The following is an 18,294-nucleotide window of genomic DNA, read 5'->3' as shown; positions in this document are numbered from 1 at the left end:
TCCGGTATCCCTGCCGACCGCTGAAGCAAGTTTGTATGCGCCACCGTGAGACGCTGCTTCCTATTTGCCGAAGCTCGAGAGGAAGAGTTACCAATGCGCACGCGCCTGGTCATTGAGCGACTTGATCGGGTACCCGTGACCGTGACGATGGTCCCCGGATTGTCCATGCTCGCGCTGATCTGCGATGCGCTCGCGGGCCGGGACAGGGGCGCCCCCGAACGATGGCGGCAACTGGTGCGCTCTGCCGCGGTGGCACCCGACGGAATGGTGGTGGATTCGCTCTCGGCACCCGGCTACACCATATTTCCCGATGTCGCGTTCCCCGGAGACTTCAGCCGGGATCTGGACGTTCCCACGCAGCTCGAAATGCTTCGCGATCTGTCGCCCGACGCGTTACAAACAGAGCTGGACTCCATCACCGACGGGAGACCGCCGCCCCACTGGCAGCCCGCGATGAAGCACCCTCGCCGTTGGCTGCACGGATTTGCCGACCTGCTGGGGCAGGCATGGTCCGCCATGTATCCGGAATGGCAGCAGACCCGCGCGCTGTTCGATCGCGAAGTCGAGCGGATCGCCGTGGCCAGCGCCCGAGGAGCACTCGATGTCGTGCTCAATGACGTGCACGCCGACTGCACTTTCAGTGAGGGCGCGCTGAGCGTCCCCGACTACGGTCCCGACGAGTTCTCCATCGAGTCCAGGGGTCTGGTGCTGATACCCATGCTCGCCGGGCCGGACGCGCTCATCGTCCGCTTCGACGGCCCGGAGGTCGCCTGGATCGGCTATCCCCCGCCGTACCTGACGGTGCCCCGGCCGAAGGACACCGAGGAGCAGCTCCAGTTCCTCTTCGGCGACGCACGGGCGACCATCCTGGCCAGCGTCGACCAGCCGATGTCGATGGGCGTTCTGGCCAGGCGCATCAAATGCCACCCCAGCGTGATCACCTACCACTGCAAGCGCCTCGAATCGGCGGGGCTGGTCACCCGGCGGCGCGACGGCAGGGAGATCTACGTCCACCTGACCAGGCGCGGCACGGCCCTTCTCGATCTCTTCACCTCCTGACCCCGGATCGACGGCGTCGACACCGCGGCCTCGGTCTCGGCCCACCTCCTGCGTGGCCACCCCGGCACGAACCCGCACCATCGATGTCGCGTGTGGCGGGGTGAATCCTCTGGCGGGTCCGGCGCCTCTCATATGCGTTCCGTCATCGACGAAGGAGAGGTTGTCGTGATCGTTGCTGTGGGAGTCGCGGTCGCCGTCGTACTCATCTGCACCTGTAGCGTGGTCGTGCTGCGGCGGAGGAGGCGTACGCGTGGCTGAGACGACGACCTGGCCGGACGAGGCGTTGATCGCGGCGGCCCGCGACGGCGACGCCGAGTCGATCGCCGCGCTGGTGTCGGGCGCGCACCCGCACGTGCGGCGCTTCGCCCGCCACCTGTGCGCCACGCCGGAGGATGCCGAGGACGCGGCGCAGGAGGCGTTGATCGTCCTCTATCGCAAGATCGGTACGCTGCGCGCCACCGGCGCCCTGGTGTCGTGGATGTTCCGGATCATCCGCAACGAATGCGTACGCCGGGCCAGGCTGGCACTCCGGCCACCGCCTCCCCTCCACGGCGCCGCCATGCGGTCCGCGGAGGAAGAGGTGTTCGATCGGCTGGAGGCGGCGCGGGTGGCGGCGGCCATCGCGGCGCTGCCGGCCGACCAGCGGCAGGTGCTGATCATGCGGGACGTCCAGGGCCTCAGCGGCCGGATGACCGCCGACGCGCTGGGCCTGAGCGTGGCGGCGATGAAGTCGCGCCTGCACCGCGCCCGCGCGGCCGTGCAGGACCGGCTGGGCGAGGGGGTGTGCGATGACTGACGGACACGAGTTCGCCAGCGCGTCACTGCCTCGGCACCTGGCGCGTGGTGTGGTGGGGTTCGGGGCGTTGATCGGCTCGGTCGCGCTGATCCCGGTGATCGGGCCGGTCAGCCTGGTGCTGGCGCCGGTGGCGCTCCTGGCCTTCCGCGGGTGCCCGACGTGCTGGCTGATCGGCCTGGCGCAGACCGTCTCGATGGGACGGTTGCGGCGGTCGTGTACGGACGGCGTGTGCGAGCTGCACGTCGCCAAGAGGACGTAGCCGGCCTCTCCGGGAGATCGGGGGAATCGCCCCGAGGCGTCGGCAATGATCGATAACGTACCGGGATGAGTGATGCGTTTCCTCGGCACGTGCTCTGCGTGCTCGGTGCCGGGCTGGACCTTTCGGAGATAGAACGGACTGCGGCCGGCTTCGGCGGTTTCGTCCTCGACCGCGAATACTCCGAGGCCGAACCCGACCCTCGGATGCCGGAGGCGTTCGAGGCCAGTATGGCTGCGGCCTCGTTCGACGAGGCGGACTGGGCCGCAGTGGAGTCCCACGACACCGTCGGCTACCTGCTGTCCGCGCCGATGATGCGGGAGCTGGCGTTCGACACCTCCCGGCGGCTGCTGGCGGTGACGGCCGCGCTGCTGCGGTCCGGAGCCACGGCGGTGAAGAACGAGAGCAGCGGGATCGCGCACGGCCGGGACCGCTGGCTCGCGCTGGCCGATCGAGCGGCCGAGGCCACGGACGAGGCCCTGGCCGACGCGCTGGTCAGCGCCTGGGTGCAGCGACCGCTCCACGACGGTCAGGTGCTCTACAGCTGCGGCATGCACCTGCTCGGCGCGCCCGATGTGGAGATCGAGGTCGGTGCGGAGCTTCCGCCGGAGGACAGGCTGGCCGAGCTCGTCGCGCACCTGGACACGCTCGCCATCTACCTGCTGACCGATCCGCGCGCGGAGGAGATCGAGGACGGCGCCGGGTTCCGGATGGCCGAGGACGCTCCGCGCTGGTTGCTGCGCACCGGCGCGTGCGACCGCTATGACGAGGACGATCTGTTCTTCAACCCGTACGGATACGTCCGGCTGACTCACGCCGACTGACGGACGCTCGATGAGGTCACCCACGGCTCCGCCGGACGGCTACGAACAGCCCTCCGACGACGTACCAGCCGGGACGGCGGCGCATGTATCCGAAACGTCCATGGTTCAGCCGATGGCCTGGCGGAAGCGGTCGCCGAGGTCGGCGAGGCGTTCGACAGGTTCGTTGGCGAACACGAGCCGCAGGTAGTGCCCGCCGCTGGGGCCCCAGCCGTCCATGGGGGTGGCTGCGACCTTCGCCCGCTCGAACAGGCGCCGGGACAGTTCGGCGGGGGTCAGCTCCAGGGGCCTGGCGTCGATGAGGAGTGACCACCCGCCGTGCGGCCGGACGACCGGGTACGCGGCGAGCTGATGCAGGACCGTCTCGCAGCGCCGTTGCCACTCGGCGGTGGCGGCGGCGACGTCGGCATCGGCGTCGGGCGCGTCCAGCGCGGCGGCCACGGCGTCCTGTGCCAGGCCGACCTGGCAGACGACGTTGGTCAGGCCCACCAGGCGGATGTCGGCGACGATGTCGGCGGGGCCGGTCACCCAGCCGACGCGCCAGCCGATGAGGCGCAGCTCCTTGGAGGCCGAACCGACGGTGATGGTGCGCCGCGCCAGGCCTTCGTGGGCCGCCGGGTGGCTGGGAGGGCGGCCGTCGAAGCGGATGCGTTCCATGGCCGCGTCGTAGATCAACCAGGCGTCGTGGCGTTCGCAGGCGTCGGCGAGGGCGGACCAGTGGTGCTCGTCCAGGACGAGACCGGTCGGCATCGCCGGCCCCATCATCAGGACAGCCGCCGTGTCGGGTCCGACGGCGTCGGCGAGCTGTTCGGCGTCGACGGTCCAGCCGTCCGCGGTGGGCTGCGCGGGGACGAAGCGGGGGACGCCGCCCGCGAGCCGGACCCGGTTGACCAGGCCGGCGTATATGGGGTCGCACAGCACGACCTCCTGCCCGGGCTCGACGGTCGCCAGCAGCGTGTTGAGGATGCCGTTGAGCCCGCCGGCCACGCTGACGCATTCGGTGTCGGCGTCGTAGGCGTGCCCGGAGATGCGCCCGACGTGCGCCGCGGCGGCCGCGCGAAGCGAGCGGCGCCCCTGGAACGGCAGATAGCTGTTGGCCGCGTCGTCGTCGACGGCGGCATGCGTGGCGGCGATGGCGACGGCGGGCGGCCGCAGGTCGGTGTCGAGGTTCTCCAGCCGCAGGAACTCCGGGTCGCCCACGGCGTCGGCCGCGTCGCCGACGGCGTCCACGCCGATGCCCGGGATGTCGCGCAGCCGCGTCACCGTCATCTCGCCTCCAAAACCATTATATTGGTACGTCCATACCACTATGCTGATACGAATGGAGCTCGCGCAAGTGGTGGGGACGAACGTGCACCGGCTGCGTACGGCGGCCGGGATATCGCTGGCCGACCTGGCGTCCGCCGGCGGCATCAGCAAGACCACGCTGCACGGCATCGAGCAGGGCCAGGGCAACCCGACCCTGAGCACCCTGTGGGCCCTGGCCACCGCGCTGAAGGCGTCCCTCGGCGAGCTGCTGGAAGCGCCCGCCTCGACGGTCGAGGTGGTACGCGCCGACGACCGGCGGCCGCGGGTCGAGGGCGACGCGGTCAGCGCGCGTCTCCTGCACCGCATCAGGGTGCGCGGCACCGTGGAGGTCTACGACATCGCCATCGCCGAGAGCACCCAGCACTCCGACGCCCACCTGCCCGGCGTCGAGGAGTGCCTCGTGCTCACCCACGGAAGCGTCACCACCGGACCCGCCGATTCCCCCACCGACCTGGCCGAAGGCGATTCCATCCGGTTCGACGCCGCTCACCCGCACCTGTACCGAGGCCACACCCCGGACAATCGTGCCGTACTTCTCATGGTCCACCCGGAGGGCTGACCCGTTATGACCGTCCCCGATGTGTCCGAACTGCGTGAAGGCTCACGACGGCGAGCCGCCGACCGGCCCCGAGGCCCCGCACCGGCCCGCGTGGAAGACCTGCACGGGCCGGACGGGCTGCCGCTGCGCCACTACCGGCCCTCCGAACAGGCCAGGCCGCTGATGGTGTTCGCCCATGGCGGCGCCTTCGTCATCGGTGACCTGGAGACCCATGACCGCACCTGCCGGCGCATCGCCCACGCCTGCGACGTCGAGGTGCTGGCCATCGACTACCGGCGCGCGCCCGAGCATCCGTACCCGGCGGTCCGTCGAGGACGTGACCGCGGTGCTGCGCTGGGCCCGCCCGGCCGCGGTGGCCGGCGACAGCGCCGGCGGCCACCTGGCCACCATGGCCTGCCTGCGGCTGCGTGACGAAGGCGACGCCTACGCCCGCCGGCTGGCGCGAGCCGGCGTCCACGTGACGCACCGGCAGGAGCCCGGCCTGGAGCACGGCTTCATCCAGAACATGGACCTGACCTCTGCCGAGGCGGCCGCCGCGCACGAGCGGCTGTTCGAGGACATCAGGACCCTGACGCGCCGAAGCCGGTGATCAGGGGCAGATCTTCCGGTACGGCAATCCGGGCAGATACTCCTGCCACTCCGCGCGCGTCAGCGAGCGCCCGGCCCGGGCGCAGACGGTCGCGGCCGTGCGCTCGGGATCGACGGAGACCGAGCGCAGCACACCCGCCTCGTCGATGGTACGGAGCACCGCGCCACCGGATCCGAACGCGGCCGTTATCAGCGGCTCGTCCGCCCCTGCGATCGACGACCCGAGCTTGCGAGGCGTGATGGGGTCCCAGAGCTGGACCTCCCCCTCAGTGATGGATGCGGCCACGTCGCCCGTCCGGGAGAAGACCAGCTGGTTGATCCCGATGATGTCACCGGGGTACGGACGCAACGTCGGACCACGCCTCTTACCCGTGCGCAGATCCCAGAACGCGAGCCTGCCCGACTGGCTGTAGGCGGCGAGGCTCGCCCCATCAGGACTGAAGGCGATGCTCCTCAAACCGCTGCTCAGCCCTCCTGGGCCGAAGGCGGGGCCGACCGGCTGCCCGGAGGAGAGATCGATCAGGTGGTTGGCCGAGTCGCTCATCGGAGCGATGATCGTGCTGCCCGGCCGGAACACGATGCCCATCAGGTAGTTCGTGTCGATGGGCCGCAACCACTTGTGATGCGGCACGTCCCAGACGAAAAGCCGGTTTCGGGATGCGCCGCTGGTATCGGTGGCGGCGATCGCGACAAGCGTCCCGTGCTCGTTCACGGCCACGGCCTCCGCCATCCACTCACCCGGCAACTGGGCCCTGGTCACGCGCGACGGCTGCGCGGTGTCCCACATCTCCAGCGGCTTCCCCATGCCGCTGAAGGCCGCCAGCAGCCGCCCGTCTCCGCTGAACGCGAAGCCCAGGGTGCCGTCCCCGATCCTTATCTTCAGGGGCGATCCCAGCGGGCGGAGCTTCTCCGCGTCCCAGAGCACGAGCTGCTTCGCCTCGTATTGGTGCGTGGCGAGGAGTCGTCCATCAGTGCTGAACACAGCGGACTCAGGGGCGTGGCCGGGCAGCCGCGTGAGGTGGAGGACATCGGAGATGTCCAGGCCCACCACGGTCTCGTCGGTCAGGTAACGCAGGGTCGTGCCGTCGAAGCCCACGCTCTCGGGTGCGCTCCGGTAGGAGAGCACGGTGTTCCCGTCCGAGACCCGGACAAGCTCAAGGTTGTTGTTCTTCCTGACCACGAGGTAGCGGCCGTCCGGGCTGAACCACATTCTGGTGCCGCCGTCGCCGTTCCCCCCGAGCGCCGGCTGGCCGGCGAGGTCGCGTCCTGTGTGCGCGTCGACGAGGGAGACCCCTGAACCGGTGGCGCAGGCGATGGTCCGTCCGTCCGGGCTGATGGCCGCCGTCCACACCTCCTTGGCGCAGCCGCCCGAGCGGGGCCATGGTGCCACCGGTTTCCCGCTCGGCAGCCTCAGCAGGCTGAACCGGCGCATGACACCCCCGTTCACGACCAGGTCGTTGGCCAGGGTGACGGAGGGTTCGAGCATGCCGTCCCCCGCCTCGATCTCCGCGCCGGTCCGCGTGTCCCAGAGGCCGCCGGCCTGGGATCCCAGCACGTTGACGTACCGGTCGCCGGTCTGGAACTTGACCCCGTTGAAGTTTTCCGGCATGTCGATCCTGCGTCTGGCTCCCGTCTGCCTGCCGGTGCTCGTGTCCCAGACATGGATCTCATCGCCCGCCGCCACGGCCAGCATCCGGCCGCTGGGGCTGAGGCTGGCGCCCAGGAACTTCTCCCCACCGATCTTCAGGTCGTCCCAGCCGCCGGTCTTCCTCCCGGTCCGCAGGTCGTAGATCCGCACCCCCTGCGGGGACACGCTGACGAACGTGCGCCCGTCCCTGGTGATCTGCCGTACGGTCTCCGCGCCCGAGTCCGGGTCGGAGAACGCCGAGCGCTCGCGCTGTGCCCAGGCGTTCTGCAACGTCGCCCGCGTCGCGGTGACCGGGGCAAGCCGCCAGGCGGCGACGCTGAGCAGCATCGCCCGTACCGGGTCCGCCGTGCGCATCGCGTCGGCCTGGGCCGCCACCTTGCCCGCGACCGCCTCGTCCCGCTGCGCGGCGACGATCCTGCTCTGCTCCGAGATGACGAGGCTCTGCCGAACGGCGACGGCGCCGCCGATCAGGGCGAGGACGAGCAGGGCGGACAGGGTGACGGTGAGGAGGCGGCGGCGCCGGATCCGGTGGCGGGTGGCGGCGTTGCAGGCGTCGAGGAAGTCGCGTTCGAGTTTGCTGAGCGTGAGATGGCGGCGTCCGGTGGCGGCCCAGCGCAGGGCCGTCTCCAGGCGGCTGCCCTGGAAGACGTCGCCTTCGCGGCGCCCGTGGGTGTTCCAGTGGCGTGCGGCGGCGCGGATCAGGTCGTGCGTGGGCAGGCCCTCACGCTCGTCGCCGACCCAGGACCGCAGCCGCGGCCAGGCCTGTAACAGGGCGGGCCGGGCCAGTGCGACGTCGTCGCCTCGAACGGCGATCACGTAGGAGAAGACCTCCAGGATCCGTTCGAGCGCGGCCCGCTCGTCCGGTGTCCTTGCCTCGAACAGCTCCTCATGCGACGCGGTGCGTACGGTCACCTCACCGGCGTCGGTGACGGCCACCATGCGCAGGAACAGGTTGGGCACCAGGTCGCGTTCGCCGGGGCTGAGAAACCCGTAGGCGTCCTCCGCAAGCGTGCCGAGGGCAGGATCGGCCGCGGCTCCCCGGCTGAGCAGCCCGGCCTCGGCGCTGCCGACGGTCAGCAGGTCGGCCTGGCCGCCCTGGAACCCGCTGATCAGGCCGAGCAACAGCTCGCGCGCGGTAGGCCGGGCGAGAGGATCCTTGGCCAGGGCCGCCGAGACCAGCGGCCGCAGCGAAGGCGGCAACGGGGAGAGGTCGGGTTCGGCGGACAGGACGCGGTGCATGACCGCGCCCAGGCTCTCGGCCCGGAAGGGGTCGTCGCCGTTGGCGGCGTAGAGCACGATCGCACCCCAGGAGAACACGTCGGCGGGAGCACCGGCACGCTGGCCGGTGAACACCTCCGGCGCCATGTAGGTCGGAGTGCCGGCCACCAGACCGGTGGCGGTCAGCGACATCTCCAGAGTCCGCGCCACCCCGAAGTCGATGACGCGCGGACCGTCGGGACCCAGCAGCACGTTGTCAGGCTTGAGGTCGCGGTGCACGACGCCGGCGTCATGGATCGCGGTCAGCGCCGTGGCCACCGCGGTGGCCAGGCGGTGCAGCTCGTCGCCGCTGAAGCGGCGCCCGTCGGCGACGGCCTGACGCAGGCTCGGCCCTTCGACGTAGTCGCTGACGATGTACGGCTTGGGCGCGTCCAGATCGACCGCCAGCACGCGTGCCGTGCAGAACGAGGCCACCCGCCGGGCCGCCGTGGCCTCCTTGCCGAAGCGCGACCGCAGATCCGGATCGCCGGCGGCATCACCGTGCAGCACCTTGATGGCCACCCGGTCGCCCTGCGCGTCGTACGCCTCGTAGACCACCCCCTGGCCCCCGGCACCCAGCCGCCCGGCCAGCCAGAAGTCCCCCAGCCGAAGAGGATCCCCAGGCAGCAGGGCCGACGCCATCTGATCACCCCGTCATCTCGGATCTTCTACGTCCTTAGATGCGGCCCCCGCGGCGGAAGTTGTCCTTCGTCGATCACCCGGCGGCGCCATGGTCGGGGAAGAGCCCCTGAAGGAGCGTGTAGCCCGGCATGCGTTCGGCCGGACGCACGCTCACGGTGAACATCTCCGGCTCGTCGAACACCGGCTCTCCGTTCGGGCGGCGTGCGTACGGGACGCGCCCGTAGTCCACGCCGTCGCTCTGATCGAAGCTCATCCAGGTGATCGCCTCCTGCTCCCCCTCGAGCAGCGGGAGGTTGGAGACGGCCCGGCTGAAGACCTTGTCCGGCGTGATCACCCATACCTGGGGGACCGCGAAGATCCATCGCGTCGCGGCGATCTCCTGGGCCCTGGTGGCGGCTCGATTCTCGAAGTCCGTGGCCGACTGCTGGTCGCGAAGGTAGTCGTAGTCGCTGAGCACGAGTTGGCGTTCACCCTGGAGCGCGACGATGGCCGGGCAGTCGCGGGCGAGGATGCTCTTCTCCAGCCGGCCGATCACGTCGAAGAGCAACGTGGCCGTCTCGTCGTTCATCACGTCCTCCGAACTTCGCAGTCCCCCACAGATCCTGCCATGACGCGATGGGATGGATCTCTCAGCGGAGGGCGTCCTCTCCAGGGGGACGGGTCTGCCCGGTGAGCAGCGATCGAGTGCGGGCCGGCGCCGACGGAGGCAGGTCGGCGAGGACATCGGCGAGCGAGACCCCGGCCAGGCTGCCGCGCCACACCCGATGCGCCTCGGCCATCTTCACGGCGAGGATGCAGGCCTGCCGGCACTCCTCGGCCGGAAGCGCGCCGCGGCCCTGCCTGCGGATCTCGCGGCATTCGTACGGAGCGGAGGCGCCGTCCACCGCCTCCACGATCTGCAGCAACGTGATCTCCGCAGGCTCGCGCGCGAGCCGGAACCCGCCGCGCGGCCCTGTCGTCGCCGACAGCACGCCCGCCTTGACGAGCGACTGGAGCTGCTTGGCGAGGTAGGGCGCGGGCAGGTCGTAGTAGTCCGCCAGCTGGGCGGCCGATGCGGTGGTCCCCGGTTCGAGCTGCGCCAGCGAGGTGGCGCAGTGCAACAGCCATTCGGTGCTTACGGGCAGCTTCACGATCGGCAGGATATCGTGGATATTGCGGACCTGTTTAGTCCGAGATATGGTCCTGGTTGATCGTGGACAAGGAGTGATCATCATGCGGATCGCCGTCGCCGGCGCGACCGGCAACATCGGTTCCCTGACCGTGGCCGCCCTCGAACGGGACGGGCACGACGTCGTGCGCATCAGCCGTTCGCTCGGCCTGGACCTGCTGACCGGTGACGGGCTCGACGACGCCCTCGCCGGGGTCGAGGCCGTCATCGACGTCACCAACGGGCCGGAGGGGGATCGGGCCGAGACGGTGGCCTACTTCGCGGCGGCCACCCGTAACCTGCTCGCCGCCGAGGAACGGGCCGGCGTACGCCACCATGTGCTGCTGTCGATCGCCGGGGTGGGCCGGATCGACGGCAATGCGCACTACGCCGGCAAGCGGGAGCAGGAACGCCTGGTGGCCGCGGGGCCGGTGCCGTGGACGGTCGTACCGGCCACGCAGTTCCATGACTTCGCGGAGATGGTGGCCGGTTGGACCGAGCAGGACGGCGTGGCCACGGTCGCGCCGCTGCTCATGCAGCCGATCGCGCCCGCGGACGTGGCCGCCATCCTGGCCGAGATCGCGGTGGGCGAGCCGCAGGGACGCCATGTCGACGTCGCGGGGCCCGAGCCGCAGGACCTCGTCGACATGGCCCGGCGTACGCATCGGGCGCGCGGCCGGGAGGTGAAGCTCGTGCCGACCTGGTCGGGCTTGTTCAGCCCGGAGATGGCCGGCAACGTGCTGCTGCCGGGCGAGGACGCCCGCATCGCGCCGACGACGTTCGACGACTGGCTCCAGGAGCAGAAGTGACCCCGGTCAGGGCTGGACGGCGTTTCGGGCCTTGTGCATCGGGAGCATGTCGAAGATGCTGATCACGCGGGTGATCCTGCCGTTCTCGACGGTGAAATAGTCGATGCCGCGGAAGTCCTTCAGCAGCGGGGTGTCGGTGGTGTACACGGTCGCCGCGTTCGTGTCGTTGCCCAGGACGTCGATGACGGTGGCGCTGACCAGCGAGGTCGCGAACGGCTCGAGGAACCCGCGGTAGCCCTCCACCCCCTCGAACGTGCCGGTCGGGGCCTCGCACACGACGTCGTCGGCGAGGAGGCTCAGGGCCTTGTCGATGTTCTTGCTGGTCCACGCGCGGACGAAGTCGTCGGCGATCTGCTGGGCGAGCCCGTTGGTTCCGGTCACAGCACAGTTCCTTTCAGGACGTTCGCGCCGCCCCCGTGGGCGGCCCGTCTACCTGCATCTTCACGGGGATATATGTCAGGTAGCGTCATATACCTTTGAAGACGTGAGATCCGAGCGCCTGCTGTCGATCATGCTGCTGCTGCAGACCCACGGGCAGCTGCCGGCCGGTGACCTGGCCGAGCGCCTGGAGGTGTCGGTCCGCACCGTCATGCGCGACGTCGAGGCGCTGTCGTCGGCCGGCGTGCCCGTCTACACCGTGCGCGGCCCCCACGGCGGCATCGCGCTGCTGCCCGGCTACCGCACCAACGTCACCGGCATGACCGCCGACGAGGCCCGCGCCCTGTTCGTGCTGATGTCCGGTCACGCTCACACCGAGCTGGGCCTGGGGCAGGCCCTCGGCTCCGCTCTGCGCAAACTGATGGCCGCCCTGCCCGCCCCGCACCGGCCCGACGCCGACCTGGCCAGCCGCCGCATCCTCATCGACCCCGTGCGCTGGCGCGGCGGTCCGGCGCGCTCGGCGACCGGCCCCGCCGTCGACCTGGCCGTGCTCCAGCAGGCCGTCTTCAACGACCGGCGGCTGCGCCTGCGCTACCGGCACGGCCGCGACAACCGCGTCCGCTCCTACACCCTCGATCCGTACGGCCTGGTCAACAAGGCGGGCGTCTGGTACCTGGTCGCCGACCACCGTGGCGAGCCCGCACTCTTCCGAGCCGACCGGGCCCTGTCAGCCGGCATCCTCGACGAGCCCGTACGCCGCCGCGACGGCCTCGAACTGGCCGACGTCTGGGACGGCCTGCGCCGCCACATCGACGAGATCCCCGCCCCGCTGGCCGTCACGGTCAGCGTCCACCGGGACATCCTGGCCAGATTCCTGCGCATCCACGAAGCCGACCTGGCCGGCCCTCCTCCCGCGACCGACCAGCGAGCAGAGCGGGTGCACGTCGAACTGCACTTCCGCTCCCTCGCCGCGGCAGAGGTGCTCCTGGCCTTCGGCACCGACGCCGAAGTCCTCGCCCCGGCCGAGCTCCGCCGGGCCCTGGCCCGCAAGGCGGCCGAAGCCGCCGCCCGCTACAACTGCGCATAACGGTGGAAACCGCTGGTACGCCAGACCGCTCCCGACGAGGTCACCGCGAACGCCTCCAGCTCGTCCTGATCCTCCACCCACTCCCGCGCCGCGGAGCCCATCGCGAACGCGGCGGTGGCGTAGGCGTCCACGGTGGTCAGGTCGTACCCGACGAGGGTGAGCGAGGCCAGCGCGGTGGCGGGGGCGCCGGTGTGCGGGTCCACGATGTGGTGCCCGCGTTCGGCGGTGCCTGAGGTGGCGACCGCCAGGCCGGTCCCCGAGACGACGGCGGCCAGCGCCCCGGGCCGCAGCGGGTCGGCGATGCCCACCCGCCACGGCCGGTCGGTTTCCGGCGATGAGCCGAGGCGGACGTCGCCGCCGCCGTTGACGCTGTGCCGCCGCGCGCCCGCCGCCGCCAGCAGCGCCGAGGCGTGCTCGATGGCCCAGCCCTTGACCAGCGCGGACGGGTCGAGCCGGCCGCCGGGCATGAGCGTGAAATAGCCGCCGGTGTCGCGCTCGACCTGGGCGCAGCGGGCCAGCACGCGGACGATCTCGGGCGGGCAGCTCTCCGGGGCGATCTCGCCGCGGCCGAGGCGGCTGATCGGGCTGCCGGGCCGGTACGTGGAGAAGAGGGCGTCCACGTGGTGCAGCCAGGTCACCGCCTCCTCGATCGCCGACGTGATCCGCTCGGACGCCTCGTGCCGGACGTCGAAGGAGAACACCGTCCCCATGACGTGCTCGACGTGCCGGATCGTCACAGCCCCGCCCGGTCGATCGCGCTCTGCAGGGAGCGGGCGTAGCCCTCGCTGGTGTAGGTGGCGCCGGACACCGTGTCGATCTGCGCGCTCTGCGCCGACAGCGCCTCCTGGGTGAGGATCGGCAGCGCGGCGTCGTTGATCTCGATGTCACGGCGGTTGCCGTCGGGCGCCTGCAGCACCTGGACGTCGGCGATCTTCCCGCCGGACACGGTGATCGCGACCTGCACCGGGCCCCAGCGGGTGTCGGCCGGATCGCCGGTCACGGTTGTCCCCTGCGCCGGCGTGGTGCCCTGAGCCGGCGTGGTGCCGGACTGCTTCTGGGCCAGGGCGGCGGGTGGCTGGGCCGCCTGCGACACGTCGTGCGGCTTGAACGACAGCAGCAGCACCAGGCCGACGGCAGTGGCCAGCACGGCGAGGAGTGCTCTACGGATGGGCATTTATCGTCGTACTCCTAGAACTCGAAGGATTCGTGATGGATGTGCCGCCGGGGCACTCCGGCGGCCCGCAATGCCTGGATCGCGGCCCGGGTCATCTCGGCGGGGCCGCACACGTACACGTCGTGGTCGCGCAGGCCGGGCACGACCTGGGCGAGCACCGCCGCGTCGAACGGCCCACCGGGGCCGCGGGGGCCGGTCGAATAGTGCAGGTTCGCGCCCCGGGCGACGGCGATGTCCTCGAGCTCCTGCCTGAACACCAGGTCGGCCTCCCTGCGTGCCCGGTAGAGCAGGGTCAGCTCGCCGGGAAGCGACTCGAACAGGGCGCGCAACGGGGTGATGCCGACGCCGCCCGCGATCAGCAGCACCTGCCGGCGGGAGCGCAACCGGCCGGTGAAGGCCCCGTACGGTCCCTCGGCGAAGACCCGCGTCCCGGGGCGCAGCCCGGCCAGGGTCGCGCTGTGGTCGCCCAGCGCCTTGACCGTGATCCGCAGCCCTCCGGCGCCGGGCGGGGCCGACAGCGAGTACGGGTTCGCCGACCACCACAGCCCCTTGGCCAGGAAGCGCCAGCGGAAGAACTGGCCGGGCTCGGCGCGCAGCCGTTCCAGTCGCCGGCCGGTGACCTGGACGGAGATCACGCCGGGGGCTTCGGCGGTCACCGCGGCCACCCGCAGCCGATGCCGCAGGAACAGCCGGACGGGCGCCAGGAGCCGGTACCGGACGACGAGCGCGGCCACGCCGAGGTAGAGGACATACCAGGCGACCTGGGCGGCCCGGTCACCGGCGAACTCCGCACCGGTGGCGAGCTGGTGGCCGAAAGCCAGGTAGGCGGCGACGTAGGTGTAGAAGTGCAGCAGGTACCAGGTCTCGTAGCCGATCCGGCGGCGGGCGGCACGGGCCGAGATCGCGCCGATGCCGAGCAGCAGCAGACAGGCCGCGGTGGCCTCCCACATCTCGGGGAAGGTCACGACCATCGTGACGGCCTCGTCCGCCACGTGCTGCCCGTCGGCGATCGCGTACCCCCAGATGACCGACAGCACGTGCGCGGTCATCAGGCCGACGACGTAACGCCCGCCCATGGCGTGCCAGCGGGTCAGCCGGTCGGTGCCGACGCCGTGCTCCAGCGCGGGCACGCGCGCCATCAGCGCGATCAGCACCGCCATCGCGTAACCGGCCAGCAGGCCGGTGATTCGCCCGGCGTTCGTGAGCCAGCCGGCAGCCCCCACCACCGCGGACGTGTCACGCCACCACAGCGCGACGACCGCGACCGCGCCCAGGCCGATCAGGACGAGCACCGGGCCGGGGCGGGCCACGAACCCGGTGGACCTGACCTGCGGGGCGGTTCGGGATGGTACGTGCGTGATGGTCACACCGTTCTCCTGCTTCTTCGGGAACGGGACCCACCGTGCCAAGCGAAACTCTGCGTTCCTTCTGAACGGCCCGGGACGGAGGTGCTCTCAGAGGATTTTCAGAAGATTTCGGTATGAAATGGACATGGAGGTGACCGTGTCGGTGTTGCTGCGTCCTGACGGTGCGCCGATCCGCGTGCTGGTCGTGGACGACGAACCGGACATCGTCGAGGTGCTGGAGACGGTGCTGCTCCAGGAGGGGTGGCGGGTCCGCGCGGCCGGCGACGGCATGACCGCGGTGCGGGCGGCGGAGGAGTTCGTGCCGGACGCGGTGGTCCTGGACGTGATGCTGCCCGATCTGGACGGCCTGGAGATCATGCGCCGGATCCGCGAGCGGCTGCCGGAGGTGTGCGTGCTGTTCCTCACCGCCAGGGACGCGGTGGAGGACCGCGTGGCCGGGATCACCGCCGGCGGCGACGACTACGTGACCAAGCCGTTCAGCCTGGACGAGGTGCTGGCCCGGCTGAACGGGCTGCTGCGCCGCGCGGGGATGGCCCGGGCCGGGAACGGCACGCGGCTCGTCGTGGCCGATCTCGTCATGGACGTCGAGGCCAGGGAGGTGACCAGGGCGGGGACGTTGATCGACCTGACGCCGACCGAGTTCGACCTGCTGCGGCTGCTCATGCTCAACCCGCGCCGGGTGCTGAGCAAGACGCAGATCCTCGACCACGTCTGGTCCTACGACTTCGGCGGGCAGGCCCATGTGGTCGAGCTGTACGTCAGCTACCTGCGCAAGAAGATCGACGCGGGCCGCGAGCCGCTCATCCACACCGTCCGCGGCGTCGGCTACGTGCTCAAGCCGCCCGCATGAGCCGCCTCCTGCCGCGCACGCTGCGGGGCCGGCTCGTCGCGGGAGTCCTGGCGCTGCTGGCGCTGGCCTGCGCGGCCGTCGGCGTCGCGACGTCGCTCGCGATGGACCGCTTCCTGATGGGACGGGTCGACCAGCAGCTCGCCACGATCGGCGGCAGGTACGCGGCGAGCCTGGAGCACGGCGACCGGAGCGGGGGCGACACGCGCAGCCAGGCCCCTGGCACCTTGGGAGTGCGCGTCGCCGGCGGCGTGATCACTCAGGGGGCGGTGGTGACCCCGTACGACGACGATCGGGCGCGGCTCGCCGGCGGTGACCAGGCCGTCCTGGCCGCGTTGCCGGCCGACGGCGTGCCCAGGACCGTGTCCCTGTCGAGCCTGCATGAATACCGGGTCGTCGCCGTACCGGGCCGCGACGGCGACGTGCTCATCACCGGTCTGCCGCTGCGCGAGGCCGAGGAGACCTTGAGGCGCATGCAGGTGTTCGAGGTCTTCATGTTCGGCGCCGCGCTGGCCGTCACCGGCGTCGCCGGCGCGGTCTGGGTCAGGCTCGCGCTGCGCCCCCTGGAACGCGTGGCCGCCACCGCCCGGCGGGTCACCCGACTGCCGCTGGCCAGCGGCGAGGTGGCGCTGACCGAACGGGTGCCCGACACCGATCCGCGTACCGAGGCCGGGCAGGTGGGGGCCGCGTTCAACAGCATGCTGGGACACGTGGAGGCGGCGCTGGCCCGCCGGTACGCCGTCGAGCAGCGGCTGCGCGCGTTCGCCGCCGACGCCAGCCACGAGCTGCGCACCCCGCTCGCCGCGATCCGCGGCCACACCGAGCTGGCCCTTCGCGGCGCCGAGCCGATGCCCGAGGGGGTGCGGCACGCGCTCGACCGCATCGACGCCGAGTCCGGCCGGATGAGCGAACTGGTCGCCGACCTGCTGCTGCTCGCCCGGCTGGACGCGGGCCGGCCGCTGGCGCGGGACGAGGTGGATCTCACCAAGCTGGCCATCGAGTCCGTCGGTGACGCCAGGGCCGCCGCGCCCGCCCACCGCTGGCGGCTCGAACTGCCCGAGGAGCCGGTCACCGTCCAGGGCGACCCGTCGCGGCTGCGCCAGGTGATCACGAACCTGCTGACCAACGCCGGTACGCACACCCCCGAAGGCACGGCGATCACGCTGACGGTACGACAGGCGCCGGGCGCGGCGGAGCTGACGGTCGCGGACGGCGGGCCCGGCATCCCGGCGGACATGCAGGAGGAGATCTTCGAGCGCTTCTCCCGCGTGGACAAGGGGCGATCGCGCGCTTCCGGCGGCACGGGGCTCGGCCTGGCGATCGTCAAGGCGGTGGTCGCCGCGCACGGCGGCACGATCGGCGTCGAAAGCCGCCCCGGCCGCACCGCCTTCCACCTCCATCTGCCCGACGCAGGGCAATAGCGGGTGTCATGCGGAAAATGAGAGGCACGCGAGCGGGGTGATGGCCTACCGTGCCGCGAGTGACGGATCTGCTTCCCCCGGCAGTCCTGGACGCGGTGCTGGGCCACCCAGGAGGCTCGCTCGGGTCGTGCCGGAGTGAGCCGGTCACCGGCAGCTCAGGGGCCGCCACCGATGCCGTGACCAGGCTGTCCGGCCAGGCACGGCTCGGCCGCGACCAGGTCTCCTTCACCGTGATCCGCAAATCCTGCCGGCCGCTGACCACCGGACGACACGCCGCCGGAGCCGCCGATCCCCGGCACTGGGCCAACTGGCGGCGGGAACCTCTCGCCTATGCCAGCGGGCTGCTGCCGAAGGGACCGGGCCTGGCCGCGCCCCGCTGCTACGGCGTCATCGGCGACACCGTCTATCTCGCCGACGCCGGCGCCAGCCCGGAAGCCCCGCACGTGGCCGCTCACCGGCTCGGCCGCTGGCAGGCCGACGTCGCCGTCCCCGACGTGCCGTGGCTGTCCGGCCACCAGCTCGCCCAGCGGATCGCCGTCAGTGACCTGAGCTGGACCGGCCTGGACGTGCCCGCACCCATCCCGGCGTTGTGGCAAGAACGCCACGACCTGCTGGAGCGGCTCGACCAGGTGCCTCGCGTGCTCGTGCACGGTGACTTCTCCCACGGCAACCTCGTCGCCGCCGCCGACGGCGCGGACACGGTGGCGCTGGACTGGGCGACGTTCGGGGTGGGCCCGGTGGGCGCCGATCTCGCGTCACTGGCGCTGACCACCCTCGGACGCCATCTCACCGACTACCTCGACGGACTGGCCGGCCGCTTCGACACCGCCGACGTCGAGCTGGGCTACCGAGCGACGCTCGCACTGACCGGAGCCGGTCGCATCCACTGGATGGTGTCGCGCGGGATGAGGCCTCCCGCCGGCTATGTCGACTTCGTCACCACCGAAGCCACCTCACGCCTATGCCCGTAGTGCCCGTCGCGCCGTCCGGTCGATGGCAGGGGTCTGCACGTCCGGCCCGGTCTCGCCGCCGTAGGTGGCGATCTTGTACTCGACGGCCGTGAGGGAGAGGGTCAGCTCACGGATCCGGCGGCGGATGGTGTCGCGATGCTCGATGAGCAGGTCGAGCCG

Annotated in this window: 21 protein-coding genes; 12 read left to right on the top strand and 9 right to left on the bottom strand. The window is 71.3% G+C overall.

Translation table 11 applies throughout. The annotated features are described in order from the left end of the window. Positions 1-93: 93 nt before the first annotated feature. From ACWDRB_RS57760 to ACWDRB_RS57745, 4 genes are all read left to right on the top strand, one after another. A complete protein-coding gene (locus ACWDRB_RS57760; RefSeq protein ID WP_355212032.1) occupies positions 94-1,059 on the top strand; it encodes a MarR family transcriptional regulator in 966 nt (321 codons plus the stop codon). A 250-nt stretch (positions 1,060-1,309) separates the two neighbouring features. Then, positions 1,310-1,855 (top strand): RNA polymerase sigma factor, encoded by a 546-nt coding sequence (locus ACWDRB_RS57755; RefSeq protein ID WP_449909875.1) that lies wholly within the window; start codon positions 1,310-1,312, stop codon positions 1,853-1,855. Beyond that, the gene (locus tag ACWDRB_RS57750) at positions 1,848-2,114 is read left to right on the top strand and encodes a hypothetical protein (RefSeq protein ID WP_350724289.1); all 267 of its coding nucleotides are present in this window, start codon (positions 1,848-1,850) and stop codon (positions 2,112-2,114) included. The genes ACWDRB_RS57755 and ACWDRB_RS57750 overlap by 8 nt, the downstream gene beginning before the upstream one ends. Before the next feature lie 65 nt (positions 2,115-2,179). Continuing rightward, positions 2,180-2,935 carry a hypothetical protein gene (locus tag ACWDRB_RS57745; protein WP_449909871.1) on the top strand — a complete coding sequence of 252 codons (756 nt, stop codon included), beginning with the start codon at positions 2,180-2,182 and terminating at the stop codon, positions 2,933-2,935. Positions 2,936-3,040: 105 nt separating this feature from the next. On the opposite strand, the gene ACWDRB_RS57740 is transcribed toward ACWDRB_RS57745, so the two are convergent. Further along, positions 3,041-4,201 (bottom strand): pyridoxal phosphate-dependent aminotransferase, encoded by a 1,161-nt coding sequence (locus ACWDRB_RS57740; RefSeq protein WP_449909869.1) that lies wholly within the window; start codon positions 4,199-4,201, stop codon positions 3,041-3,043. Between the two features lie 52 nt (positions 4,202-4,253). On the opposite strand from ACWDRB_RS57740, the gene ACWDRB_RS57735 reads away from it, so the two are divergent. Then, the gene (locus ACWDRB_RS57735; RefSeq protein WP_449909866.1) at positions 4,254-4,799 is read left to right on the top strand and encodes a helix-turn-helix domain-containing protein; all 546 of its coding nucleotides are present in this window, start codon (positions 4,254-4,256) and stop codon (positions 4,797-4,799) included. 42 nt (positions 4,800-4,841) lie between these two features. Here the strand turns inward: ACWDRB_RS57735 and ACWDRB_RS57730 are convergent, their stop codons facing one another. Beyond that, positions 4,842-5,012, bottom strand: a complete 171-nt coding sequence (locus ACWDRB_RS57730) for a hypothetical protein (RefSeq protein WP_449909973.1) — start codon at positions 5,010-5,012, stop codon at positions 4,842-4,844. Here ACWDRB_RS57730 and ACWDRB_RS57725 point away from each other — a divergent pair. Both ACWDRB_RS57725 and ACWDRB_RS57720 read left to right on the top strand, forming a co-directional pair. Beyond that, the gene (locus tag ACWDRB_RS57725; RefSeq protein WP_449909968.1) at positions 4,962-5,210 is read left to right on the top strand and encodes an alpha/beta hydrolase fold domain-containing protein; all 249 of its coding nucleotides are present in this window, start codon (positions 4,962-4,964) and stop codon (positions 5,208-5,210) included. The two genes, ACWDRB_RS57730 and ACWDRB_RS57725, sit on opposite strands and share 51 nt — an antisense overlap. Then, complete coding sequence (locus tag ACWDRB_RS57720) at positions 5,116-5,388, top strand: alpha/beta hydrolase (RefSeq protein WP_449909972.1); 273 nt, start codon at positions 5,116-5,118, stop codon at positions 5,386-5,388. The genes ACWDRB_RS57725 and ACWDRB_RS57720 overlap by 95 nt, the downstream gene beginning before the upstream one ends. Here the strand turns inward: ACWDRB_RS57720 and ACWDRB_RS57715 are convergent, their stop codons facing one another. The 3 genes from ACWDRB_RS57715 to ACWDRB_RS57705 form a co-directional block, all read right to left on the bottom strand. Next, a complete protein-coding gene (locus tag ACWDRB_RS57715; RefSeq protein WP_449909863.1) occupies positions 5,389-8,934 on the bottom strand; it encodes a WD40 repeat domain-containing serine/threonine protein kinase in 3,546 nt (1,181 codons plus the stop codon). 73 nt (positions 8,935-9,007) lie between these two features. Then, positions 9,008-9,502 carry a hypothetical protein gene (locus ACWDRB_RS57710; protein WP_350724303.1) on the bottom strand — a complete coding sequence of 165 codons (495 nt, stop codon included), beginning with the start codon at positions 9,500-9,502 and terminating at the stop codon, positions 9,008-9,010. A 61-nt stretch (positions 9,503-9,563) separates the two neighbouring features. Then, positions 9,564-10,064, bottom strand: coding sequence for an RrF2 family transcriptional regulator (locus tag ACWDRB_RS57705; RefSeq protein ID WP_397374809.1), 501 nt, complete (start codon positions 10,062-10,064; stop codon positions 9,564-9,566). An 82-nt stretch (positions 10,065-10,146) separates the two neighbouring features. Between ACWDRB_RS57705 and ACWDRB_RS57700 the strand changes: the two genes are divergently transcribed. After that, complete coding sequence (locus ACWDRB_RS57700; protein ID WP_449909860.1) at positions 10,147-10,890, top strand: SDR family oxidoreductase; 744 nt, start codon at positions 10,147-10,149, stop codon at positions 10,888-10,890. Positions 10,891-10,896: 6 nt separating this feature from the next. On the opposite strand, the gene ACWDRB_RS57695 is transcribed toward ACWDRB_RS57700, so the two are convergent. Then, positions 10,897-11,271 carry a nuclear transport factor 2 family protein gene (locus ACWDRB_RS57695; protein ID WP_355212062.1) on the bottom strand — a complete coding sequence of 125 codons (375 nt, stop codon included), beginning with the start codon at positions 11,269-11,271 and terminating at the stop codon, positions 10,897-10,899. Positions 11,272-11,374: 103 nt separating this feature from the next. On the opposite strand from ACWDRB_RS57695, the gene ACWDRB_RS57690 reads away from it, so the two are divergent. Next, positions 11,375-12,355 carry a helix-turn-helix transcriptional regulator gene (locus tag ACWDRB_RS57690; RefSeq protein ID WP_449909856.1) on the top strand — a complete coding sequence of 327 codons (981 nt, stop codon included), beginning with the start codon at positions 11,375-11,377 and terminating at the stop codon, positions 12,353-12,355. Here the strand turns inward: ACWDRB_RS57690 and ACWDRB_RS57685 are convergent. The 3 genes from ACWDRB_RS57685 to ACWDRB_RS57675 are packed head-to-tail and all read right to left on the bottom strand — an operon-like array spanning position 12,340 to position 14,896. Beyond that, complete coding sequence (locus ACWDRB_RS57685) at positions 12,340-13,092, bottom strand: FAD:protein FMN transferase (protein ID WP_449909853.1); 753 nt, start codon at positions 13,090-13,092, stop codon at positions 12,340-12,342. The genes ACWDRB_RS57690 and ACWDRB_RS57685 overlap by 16 nt on opposite strands. Then, positions 13,089-13,529 (bottom strand): FMN-binding protein, encoded by a 441-nt coding sequence (locus ACWDRB_RS57680; protein ID WP_449909850.1) that lies wholly within the window; start codon positions 13,527-13,529, stop codon positions 13,089-13,091. The genes ACWDRB_RS57685 and ACWDRB_RS57680 overlap by 4 nt, the downstream gene beginning before the upstream one ends. Before the next feature lie 14 nt (positions 13,530-13,543). Next, on the bottom strand, positions 13,544-14,896 hold the full coding sequence (locus ACWDRB_RS57675) for a ferredoxin reductase family protein (RefSeq protein WP_449909847.1): 1,353 nt from the start codon (positions 14,894-14,896) through the stop codon (positions 13,544-13,546). Between the two features lie 124 nt (positions 14,897-15,020). On the opposite strand from ACWDRB_RS57675, the gene ACWDRB_RS57670 reads away from it, so the two are divergent. From ACWDRB_RS57670 to ACWDRB_RS57660, 3 genes are read left to right on the top strand one after another with little or no spacing between them, the layout of a single operon-like run. Next, on the top strand, positions 15,021-15,746 hold the full coding sequence (locus ACWDRB_RS57670) for a response regulator transcription factor (protein ID WP_355212073.1): 726 nt from the start codon (positions 15,021-15,023) through the stop codon (positions 15,744-15,746). Further along, the gene (locus tag ACWDRB_RS57665) at positions 15,743-17,164 is read left to right on the top strand and encodes a sensor histidine kinase (RefSeq protein WP_449909844.1); all 1,422 of its coding nucleotides are present in this window, start codon (positions 15,743-15,745) and stop codon (positions 17,162-17,164) included. Before ACWDRB_RS57670 ends, ACWDRB_RS57665 begins: the two co-directional genes overlap by 4 nt. A gap of 59 nt (positions 17,165-17,223) precedes the next feature. Further along, positions 17,224-18,135, top strand: coding sequence for a phosphotransferase family protein (locus tag ACWDRB_RS57660; protein WP_449909841.1), 912 nt, complete (start codon positions 17,224-17,226; stop codon positions 18,133-18,135). Positions 18,136-18,294: the final 159 nt, after the last annotated feature.

This window comes from Nonomuraea sp. NPDC003707, from assembly GCF_053587055.1.
This window is presented reverse-complemented; position numbering and strand designations above follow the sequence as displayed.

What these genes read in the sequence shown, in the direction of transcription:
- ACWDRB_RS57715 (WP_449909863.1), bottom strand. Translation starts at nt 8,934, where the DNA reads ATGGCGTCGGCCCTGCTGCCTGGGGATCCTCTTCGGCTGGGGGACTTC.
- ACWDRB_RS57730 (WP_449909973.1), bottom strand. Translation starts at nt 5,012, where the DNA reads ATGGGTCTCCAGGTCACCGATGACGAAGGCGCCGCCATGGGCGAACAC.
- ACWDRB_RS57725 (WP_449909968.1), top strand. Translation starts at nt 4,962, where the DNA reads ATGGTGTTCGCCCATGGCGGCGCCTTCGTCATCGGTGACCTGGAGACC.
- ACWDRB_RS57680 (WP_449909850.1), bottom strand. Translation starts at nt 13,529, where the DNA reads ATGCCCATCCGTAGAGCACTCCTCGCCGTGCTGGCCACTGCCGTCGGC.
- ACWDRB_RS57670 (WP_355212073.1), top strand. Translation starts at nt 15,021, where the DNA reads ATGGAGGTGACCGTGTCGGTGTTGCTGCGTCCTGACGGTGCGCCGATC.
- ACWDRB_RS57735 (WP_449909866.1), top strand. Translation starts at nt 4,254, where the DNA reads ATGGAGCTCGCGCAAGTGGTGGGGACGAACGTGCACCGGCTGCGTACG.
- ACWDRB_RS57760 (WP_355212032.1), top strand. Translation starts at nt 94, where the DNA reads ATGCGCACGCGCCTGGTCATTGAGCGACTTGATCGGGTACCCGTGACC.
- ACWDRB_RS57740 (WP_449909869.1), bottom strand. Translation starts at nt 4,201, where the DNA reads ATGACGGTGACGCGGCTGCGCGACATCCCGGGCATCGGCGTGGACGCC.
- ACWDRB_RS57710 (WP_350724303.1), bottom strand. Translation starts at nt 9,502, where the DNA reads ATGAACGACGAGACGGCCACGTTGCTCTTCGACGTGATCGGCCGGCTG.
- ACWDRB_RS57700 (WP_449909860.1), top strand. Translation starts at nt 10,147, where the DNA reads ATGCGGATCGCCGTCGCCGGCGCGACCGGCAACATCGGTTCCCTGACC.
- ACWDRB_RS57745 (WP_449909871.1), top strand. Translation starts at nt 2,180, where the DNA reads ATGAGTGATGCGTTTCCTCGGCACGTGCTCTGCGTGCTCGGTGCCGGG.
- ACWDRB_RS57665 (WP_449909844.1), top strand. Translation starts at nt 15,743, where the DNA reads ATGAGCCGCCTCCTGCCGCGCACGCTGCGGGGCCGGCTCGTCGCGGGA.
- ACWDRB_RS57750 (WP_350724289.1), top strand. Translation starts at nt 1,848, where the DNA reads ATGACTGACGGACACGAGTTCGCCAGCGCGTCACTGCCTCGGCACCTG.